The sequence below is a fragment of the Allorhizobium sp. NPDC080224 genome, assembly GCF_050281005.1.
Classification (GTDB): domain Bacteria; phylum Pseudomonadota; class Alphaproteobacteria; order Rhizobiales; family Rhizobiaceae; genus Allorhizobium.
This window is the reverse complement of record NZ_JBNNWJ010000015.1, coordinates 1-7,846: the sequence shown is the minus strand read 5'-3', so window position 1 is coordinate 7,846 and position 7,846 is coordinate 1. Positions and strand designations below refer to the sequence as shown.

The following is a 7,846-nucleotide window of genomic DNA, read 5'->3' as shown; positions in this document are numbered from 1 at the left end:
GATATAAAGATCGCTCGTTTAGAAGCAGAACTTAAAGGCGCAAATAACCTGATAGAAGCCGAGCGCAACAGAGCGAACGCAGAAGCAAATCGCGCTCAAGCCGCCGAGCGCGACCGCGACGACTGGAAAGCGCTCGCTACCCGCCCATGGTGGAAAAAGATAACCGGCTGACCCCTGCAAATCTGCAGATTGCCAATCGCCACAACGATGCCAGACATCCGGGGTACCCAAACGCCTAAAGGAGTACCGGATGACAAAAGATGAAATCCCTCAGTTCGTCGCAGAGATCGCCGCAACAGGATGCGATATCACCGCCCTGGCTGACCAGCCATATTGGTTCATCGGAGACGCAGACCTTCCAGAAGCCGACCAAGACCGCGTCCAGCCGCTCCTACGCGAAATCTCCGAACGCTATGGCCCAAGGGACCACTTACACCACGACATAATCGACTACCTACGAGAGATCGGCCGCATTCCTAGCTTCCAGAAGCAATAAAGCCGCCCGAAGGCGGCTTAATCAGGCGACCACGCTCAGGTGAGATCGAGGCTTGTAATAGAGATCACCAGCCCACTCAGGGACACCAGCTGGACGCGCTTCCAGCGCCCTACGAAGCGAAACGACGTTATCCTTGACGCAAAGCGTCCCGATATCAGCCCCGGTGACTTCCATGATCTCTTGGCGGTATCGGTAGAACGTCGGGCGCGAATACAGCTTGCGCATATCACAGCCGGTCTTCCAGAGGGCGTAAACAGCGCGAAGCTTCGGCTTCAAATCTTCCTCTGTCTGAACATCGACCATCGCCAACTCTCCGAAATTCACCTTCGACAGGTACGCTTCAAAAACATTCTCGGCTCTGTCCACCGTCCATGCGGAAACGTTGTGGAGGCCTAAGCGTTTCAATTCCTGTGTCCGCAATGTTACCTCAATACGGAGCTTATTCGAAGCCCAATTTTCGAGGTCTTCACGCTTCTCGATGTCTTTCGGCAGCTTGTGTACCCGGATTTCCTCTCCCTTGTGATAGAGCTTCATTTGCCACGGCGAAGCACGCTTTCCGGTGGCTACCTTGCCGAAATAAAGCGTGCCGTCCTGATAGTGACCGCGACCGCGCCACTTAACAGACGCTGTCTTCCCCGCCGCCTGTATCCATGCGCCAACATCGGCGAACGTCGGAAGCTCAAACATCTCGGTCACGTCAACGCGAGAAAGCTCTATTTCACCCCGCCGCCATGCCAACAGGTTCTCAGCAGACGGAGCGAGTTCAATTGCCTCGCAAACATCGATCAACATATCGATGAGAACGCCCTTAAGGTCGTTCGATCCGAACAGATTATGTCCTTGCAGAAACTTGGCAGGATTGCCCTTAAACTCCAGCTTTCCACGCTCAACAGTTCGCACGAAAACCCGTGAATCATGCGAACCACGAAGAGAAAGGGTTTTATCGGTGCCCCACTCAACCGTGCCGTCAGCCCTGTAATGGACGAGCGCACCGCCAGTGACAGGGATATCCCAGTCAAAGGGGACAGTGCCGTAGATCATATCAATCACTGTCGCTCTTCCTCTTGTCCTCAAGTTCCTTCGCAAAGGCGGCTAATGCCGCCTCATCATCCTTGTGGACGTAGTACGCACGTCGAACAAAACCGCCTTCTCTGCGACGCTTCTCGTAGCGCTGTTTCGGGGTCAGGACTTCGCCTTCAGCAATGTAATTCTCGATAGGCGTGGCGCGTTTAGACATCGTGTCCCCGAATCAAATTCCGTACAGACGGTAAACCCATGATCCGTACGGATGCAATAACTAAATTCCGTACGGATGTTTTTAGGGTTTGAGACTGAAAGGGGGTGTCAAAAATTGAGACATGTTTTGCATGGTTATATGTCATGCAAAACCCACCCTCGCGGCCACTGCCGGGCGGTCCAGTGGGTCCGTCCCCGTGGCCGCTCGCTTTGTCAGAAAAGGCCATTTATCTCCCCATTGCGGGCCGCACGCTCGATTTCTTTCCTGCTCCTAGGCTTCGCGTCGGGGAAGGTTGGAAACTCGCGTGTACGGTCAAAATTGAGAGAAACAGCCCCCGGCTGCAATTTCTGCACCTGAAGGACTAGAAGCAAATCCGTCCTCGAGCTCGTTTTGGTATTCGATTTGAGCAGGTCGGGAAGGAAGGAAAAGCCTTCCTTAGCGTGGCTGTCTTTCGTCTTCGTCAGACCTCCGAGCATGACCACATCGCCATCTTGTAGGGAAAGCGTCGTGTCCAGCTTGCGGCGAGTCAGTGTCGGAGTGCTGTTTACGCCAGTCGTCGTCTGCACGAAGTCCGAAATCTCTTGGCTGAGCAGCATGGTGATGACCTTGTCTTGCACGACTGGCCGAACGGTGAAAATGACACCGGCATCCCGATATTCGACAGATTGAACCGGCGTAGATCCTCCTCCCTCTGGATAGCTTACGGACCCAAGAACAGGGACCGACTGGCCGACTGTGAAGGAGGTAGACGCGCCGGATCGAGCACGAACAGCGGGAGCGGTAACCAGATTGAACCGGCTGTCCGTCGAGAGTGCTGAAACGATGGCTTCGACCGAAGATGATTTAAAGGCGAGAAACGAGCCAAGGACATTCGGATCGGCGAGACCAAGGCCCGTCGAGGTATAGGCCGCGCCGGTCCCTACGCTGACCTGGCTCTTGAGAAGGCCAACGGCGAGCTGGAAGGCTGAGCCGTCATCGACATTGGTACCGACCTCAAAGACCGCCGCTTTGACAGCCAGGTCAGAGACTGGCGTATCCAGCCGCGGCAAAAGCTCCTTGATCTCGGCAAGCGACTTTTTCGCGGCGTGGACAACTAGCTTATCGGAAACGACACTTTCAGCGCTTGTCCCATCGGCATAGGTCACAGCCGCACCAGTCCCGCCGAACCTAGCTTCCGGGAACAAGGGCTTGAGGAGAGCCACCAGTTCGGCAGGATCACGCCATTTCGGAGTGTAGAACATTGGAAAGCTGTCGATCGGAGGCGCAGGAGCTGGGCCGGGAAGCTCTACACGATCAACACCCTTGCCAGAGACGATCTTAAAGCCTAGCGCGGCCAGATAGTCGTTAGCCTGACTGATCGCCCCGGCCTGCGTTCCACTGATGTGCACAGAAACCAACGACCGATTGGCCTGAACCGCTGGCGACGTGACGAAAGGCTTTCGAAAAATCTCACGGTACAGCAGGCCGACAAGCTCAGAGGCAGGAATGTCCTGCGCGTATAGCAATACTGGCGTTTCGTCAGCCGCGCCAACTGGCGACACCAACAGAAGCCCTAGGACTAGGCCTAGGATTGTCCCTGTCCTCATCATGGCGTCATCTCCCCCATAGAAATCAGGGGTGGTTGCGAAGCAGAAACGGCAAGGTTCCCTGTCCATTCGGTAACCGTTTGCCCGTCAATCGTACCTGTCACCGGCCGACCATCGGAAAAGCTGAACATGGATGGCGACACAGCACGAACCCGACCAGCGTTGTTGATGATGAGGACAACCCGGCGCTCTCCAAACGACACAAAGCCGGAAAGCCTCCATTCACTCGACATCGTTGGAGTTTGCCGCACCGGGGTTTGGCTCTGGATCGGCTGGCCATCGGTACCAGAGGAACCCACTCTGCCCGACTTCACGCCCTCTGCGGGGGCGAGCTCTTTGGCTCTGGAAGGGGTTGCTTGGTCGCGCTCGGCGGCCTGATCTTTTGCCGGGGTCTTGGGATCGAAGAACGACACGACGCCCCACACGGAATAGACACCCAGCAGAACAAGCGCAGGAGCGCCCAGCATGAACTTCCAGCTTTTCAGGACGTTGTGGCGCTTATCAACGGCAACCTCTTTCCCTGCAGCGTCTGTGGCCCCGGAATAGGACTTGTACAGCGGGAAAATCGCGGAATCATAACGCCTCGTCTGCGCGGATGCTGACTTCCTGCGTTGGTTAGTTCCCTCCCACATTTCGACAACGTAGATGCTGTTCAACCCGAGGCTTTTCGCCTTTTTGGCTCGAAACGACAGTTCCACCACGTTCTTGAGCTTGCGGTGAAGATCACTGACAGCCTGAGTGATCAACACCAGATCGCACGCAACACCTGTTTCCGGGTGGGTCAGATGCCGGTGCTTACGGAAGAACTCCATGGAAGCTTCCGAGATCGCGCCGTCAGCCCCCCAAAAACGCCAGCACTCATCGATGACGACAAGATCACCTGGACGAACGACAGAGTTCGGATTGTCATCGGACGGGAAGAAGGAAGGACGCTGCACGTCGTCATCCTCGACGACAACGATTTCCCCGACGTGCCCCGGTTTCGCTTTCAGCTTCTCGATGCAGAAATCATAAGCCTCGTCATAGTTGAAGCCGGCGATATTCGTCACCACACGCCGGCCAGCAGCGAGAGCCGGCGCAATGACATACCCGACAACTTCATAGGTCTTTCCCGACCCCATGACGCCCGTGTAGACCGAAATCGCCATGCGTCACCCGATGATAGGCAAGCGACGGATCGCAAACCGCGTCATCATCGCTGAAAGGATCATCGGCAACCCAGCATCGAGCTTAAGCGCCACGAGAAAATAAACGACGTACTGATTGACGTTAGAAAGAGCGCCTTGGAACCCTTCACCGCCAAACTCAATCTTGGTCAGCAGGTATTGGCAAGCCTCGGTCGTGAAATACCACAGCGCGATATAGAGCACCGCCTTGAACATCACCGCCCGAACCACCCAGTTGAGGGCGTAAAAGAGCAACGACAACATTAGGGACCACATAGGGACCTCCAAAAGCTAGTAGCACCGTCTGTACAGATAATCCGGCCTGAGACTGCTCTACGGCGCTATGGGGGAGCGCGTTTGTCTCAGGCCTACCGTTCTCATTTGCCGCTAGGCTGAGAGAACAATCAGAAGAACAAGTCCGGAATAGAGAGCCATCATCATCGCCTGTAGGACAGGCCTGATATTATCGATCAAAGCGCAGTGACCGTTCGCAACGAATGTTTCATCCGCATAGCTAAATTCAAACGTCGGGCACGTTCCAGTCGTTGAGAAGCTCACAGTCGGAATGTGGAACGTGTCGAAAACAGGATCGATGATCTGATCGATGGTCGGGATCGTAGGCATTTCCGGGGTTGGAACGCTCGGATGCGTCATATCAATTCCATCTCCCGTCCCTGTCCCCGGATCAGTGCCGGGGTCTGTCCCCGGGTCTGTCCCCGGGTCTGTGCCGGGGTCTGTTCCCGGATCAGTGCCGGGATCGGTTACCGTGGGTGCCCAAGGGATGGTGCCTGTAGCGGGATCGCCAATAGGTCCAGCAAGATCGCCCAACGTCGGCGCTAAAGCGGGATAAGTGTTCAGCAGCTGGGTTAGCTCAGCCTGGGTGATTGGCTGCGAATTGTCATAGGGAACACCCTTATACTGCTCCATCTGCGCAGCACGTTCCCAGAGATCGTCCAGATGATCCGCTACGAGCTCCGGGTTAGCGGACTTTTCAGCCTGAGCATCGGGGATCGTCTTAGGCTTTTCAGTGAGTGGGTACGCAACTGTATCAGGGATTTGCAGCGGTCTAGGTTTACCGCACCATTCAGGATAATATTGCGCCCCTGTGTTCGTCATGCACAAAGGCTTCGGTTCCCGAACCGGCGTGGAAGAAGCGCTATAGACAAGCGACTGCTGCAAATTTGTCGCCGTATATTCTACGTTCTGAACTGCTCCGGTTGACTTAACCACCCTCCTAACGGGCAACACAGCGTCACATATACTCGGCGTGTACCCCTGAAACGACCCAGATGACCTACAGTTAATGGTCAAACTCTGAGGTTCCCACGACGAATAGAGTGTGTTCGCCAACTGCTCATCCCAGAGACGCTGAAACGCAATGTAAATCTCAGAGGCAGCGCAATCAGCGACTTCCTCGAAGTCGCAAACAAAATGCCTACTCTCCCATCCCGCGATCTGACTACGAGGAACATTCGCAAACGCAGCAGACGCCAAAATCGTCTCCGGCGACACGCTGTTGTCGTTGACTGTGATAGTAATCGGCTTCTTCTCAGAGACATTCTGCCCACCGTCTCCAGACCACCACGAATACAAAAGGTCCGCCGTCAACGCGATTGCCCCAGCCCCAACCGCCAACCAACGAGCTCGCGCCGCCATAGACACCCAAGCGAACTGACCTACTGTCCTGCCCAAAGCCGTCGCCTCAGCAGTGGCAACGTTCGCAACTGCGCTCTTCGTTCCTTGAACCGCCGCCTGTTGTGCGCCACGGCTCTCCAAAAGCTTTCCAAGAAGATCAGGAACCTTTGTGTTGTACGTGGCCTCGAACGCAAAAGCGCCCTGAGCAGTGAAGATCAGGGCGCCAGACAAAGCAGAGGCCAGCAAAAGAGAACGCTTCATATTGTCACCTCGAAAGCGCGCTCGAAAAGCCGGAGATGGTGGCATATCCTGCCACTGTCCCTAGGACAAAGAACGCCAGATACCAGAGTTGAACGATCATCATGGAGGTAGCCGGGAACGCCTCGTGCGCTCCCGACCCTTGCCCCGGCTTAAGCGCGGCGGATCATGCCGAGGACGAACTTAGCGCCGCTGATGGCGAGCAGAACGGTGATAATGCCAGCCGCAACCTGCATGATCGCGGTGATGACGGTCGAATAGTCGATGCTGGAAGTCAGCGTCGAAAAATCCGGCCCTGTCGCCTCCTGGGCGAAAGCAGCACCGGCAGAGAGTGCGACCAAAGCGGACGCGGCAAGCAGCTTCTTCATGTTCATTTCCTTTCGATTTTTGGGGTTAGTGGCCAAATTCTTTGACCGCATGCAGGACCAGACCGACGACGTAGGCGCACACCCAGCAGCCGACCACAACACCAAACCCATAGGCAAAAAACTGCCCCGCCTCCGTCGGATTGAACGGAGCCGATAGGTCCAAAAAGGTTTGATATTGTTCCGTGGTGAGGAAGTGCCCTTGGGCGATCTGGCCCGAGTACGGCACTCCCTCAAGAGCGCCGCAACTCACGGCAGGCGTCAGGCTAGAAGGGCCGTCCGCGCTGCAAACAACGATATATTGCGGCGTCGAGTTCATCTTTAAGCCGCAGCAGCGGAGCGAGCAGGAGATCGGTTGAGCTCACCAAGCTTCGCGAGGGCATCTGCGACGGGCAGGAGCTTAATGTTACGACCGAGCTCAAGACCGAATTTTCCGAGACGAAAAGACCCGCCAGCCAGCACGTATTTTCCCGGAACATACGGCTGCTGTTTTTCTTCCAGAGTGACTTCGAAGGGCGTTGGATAGTGTTCGCCCTGATGCATAAACGCCTTCTGTCGGCGCACCGACCAATATCCGTTATCATTCCGACCCTCGCGAAAATCGACCTCATCACTTGTGATTTCTACGTACGCAATCATTTGGTTCCCTTTCGATCCGTACTGACTTGACGGCAGCACCAAAACGAACAGAAAACGGCTAGACTGCAATCTGCAGATCTGCAGTTTAGCAAGACCTAAATTACTGTGATTGTCCTAAGGACAAGGCGAGGGTCAATGGCCGAGGTACAACTAACCTACCAAGAACTGGCAAAGCGCCTGAACATCAAGCTCGACAGTGCCCGTAAACTGGTAAGGCGCAAGCGGTGGCCGCGCACAACCGGAAACGACGGAACAACAAGAATTCTAGTCTCATTAGACGACCTAAAAGACACGTCGCCCCCGGACATACCCGAGGACATCCGTACGGACGCACCTTCGGACAAATCTCTGTCGCAGGATCACGAAAAGGATATAAAGATCGCTCGTTTAGAAGCAGAACTTAAAGGCGCAAATAACCTGATAGAAGCCGAGCGCAACAGAGCGAACGCAGAAGCAAATCGCGC

General features: G+C 55.3%; 10 protein-coding genes and 1 pseudogene. 2 read left to right on the top strand and 9 right to left on the bottom strand.

Annotation, left to right across the window (positions count from 1 at the left end):
- The first annotated feature begins 250 nt into the window (after positions 1-250).
- On the top strand, positions 251-496 hold the full coding sequence (locus ACQKP1_RS25780; RefSeq protein ID WP_427277508.1) for a hypothetical protein: 246 nt from the start codon (positions 251-253) through the stop codon (positions 494-496).
- 21 nt (positions 497-517) lie between these two features.
- On the opposite strand, the gene ACQKP1_RS25775 is transcribed toward ACQKP1_RS25780, so the two are convergent.
- The 9 genes from ACQKP1_RS25775 to ACQKP1_RS25735 form a co-directional block, all read right to left on the bottom strand.
- Positions 518-1,537, bottom strand: a complete 1,020-nt coding sequence (locus ACQKP1_RS25775) for a phage/plasmid replication protein, II/X family (RefSeq protein WP_427277510.1) — start codon at positions 1,535-1,537, stop codon at positions 518-520.
- Between the two features lies 1 nt (position 1,538).
- Positions 1,539-1,733, bottom strand: coding sequence for a hypothetical protein (locus ACQKP1_RS25770; protein ID WP_209236948.1), 195 nt, complete (start codon positions 1,731-1,733; stop codon positions 1,539-1,541).
- Positions 1,734-1,945: 212 nt separating this feature from the next.
- The gene (locus ACQKP1_RS25765) at positions 1,946-3,274 is read right to left on the bottom strand and encodes a type II secretion system protein GspD (protein WP_427277509.1); all 1,329 of its coding nucleotides are present in this window, start codon (positions 3,272-3,274) and stop codon (positions 1,946-1,948) included.
- A 44-nt stretch (positions 3,275-3,318) separates the two neighbouring features.
- The gene (locus tag ACQKP1_RS25760; RefSeq protein ID WP_427277507.1) at positions 3,319-4,467 is read right to left on the bottom strand and encodes a zonular occludens toxin family protein; all 1,149 of its coding nucleotides are present in this window, start codon (positions 4,465-4,467) and stop codon (positions 3,319-3,321) included.
- Positions 4,468-4,470: 3 nt separating this feature from the next.
- Entirely contained in the window at positions 4,471-4,749 is a 279-nt protein-coding gene (locus tag ACQKP1_RS25755) for a DUF2523 family protein (protein WP_427277506.1), read from the bottom strand.
- A 123-nt stretch (positions 4,750-4,872) separates the two neighbouring features.
- On the bottom strand, positions 4,873-6,381 hold the full coding sequence (locus ACQKP1_RS25750; RefSeq protein WP_427277505.1) for a hypothetical protein: 1,509 nt from the start codon (positions 6,379-6,381) through the stop codon (positions 4,873-4,875).
- A 149-nt stretch (positions 6,382-6,530) separates the two neighbouring features.
- Entirely contained in the window at positions 6,531-6,746 is a 216-nt protein-coding gene (locus tag ACQKP1_RS25745) for a hypothetical protein (protein WP_427277504.1), read from the bottom strand.
- 25 nt (positions 6,747-6,771) lie between these two features.
- Positions 6,772-7,062, bottom strand: a complete 291-nt coding sequence (locus ACQKP1_RS25740) for a hypothetical protein (protein WP_427277503.1) — start codon at positions 7,060-7,062, stop codon at positions 6,772-6,774.
- Positions 7,063-7,064: 2 nt separating this feature from the next.
- On the bottom strand, positions 7,065-7,382 hold the full coding sequence (locus ACQKP1_RS25735) for a single-stranded DNA-binding protein (RefSeq protein ID WP_427277502.1): 318 nt from the start codon (positions 7,380-7,382) through the stop codon (positions 7,065-7,067).
- 135 nt (positions 7,383-7,517) lie between these two features.
- Here ACQKP1_RS25735 and ACQKP1_RS25730 point away from each other — a divergent pair.
- A pseudogene (locus ACQKP1_RS25730) lies at positions 7,518-7,846 on the top strand (hypothetical protein); the annotation flags it as partial.